The sequence below is a fragment of the Leptospira soteropolitanensis genome (genome assembly GCF_026151655.1).
Classification (GTDB): Bacteria; Spirochaetota; Leptospiria; order Leptospirales; family Leptospiraceae; genus Leptospira_A; species Leptospira_A soteropolitanensis.
This window is the reverse complement of sequence record NZ_JAMQPN010000110.1, coordinates 1-341: the sequence shown is the minus strand read 5'-3', so window position 1 is coordinate 341 and position 341 is coordinate 1. Positions and strand designations below refer to the sequence as shown.

Annotated in this window: 1 protein-coding gene; it reads left to right on the top strand. The window is 33.4% G+C overall.

What is annotated here, in order from left to right; translation table 11 throughout:
- Nucleotides 1-199, top strand: a 199-nt coding sequence (locus tag ND811_RS19550; RefSeq protein WP_265365573.1) for a hypothetical protein, incomplete at its 5' end; no start/stop codon positions are given.
- Between the last annotated feature and the right edge of the window lie 142 nt (nt 200-341).

Sequence of the window (341 nt, the reverse complement as noted above, 5' to 3'; positions counted from 1 at the left end):
AGGAGCTAGTTTAATGGCGACAATATTCTATTTGGAATGGTTATTAACCGTTAGCCAAGTCTCTAGCATGTTGAAACTGTTCTATGGAGTAGAAGGCTTTAATAAAAAATTGAATGAACTTTTGGATTCTATTTTTCTATCTATCATACCCTTATTCGCAAATCATTATTTTCTGATAGTTCTGTATGATTTGAGATAAACGAAAATATTCCTATGATTCTATAGGACAGATAGTAGTTTCCCACATTTGCGGAAATCCACTATTTTGAAGCGGTTTGTGTCATGCGAAAATGCAATCATGAAACGAACAATTTACCTTGCATTCGGTTTTCTCCTATTGA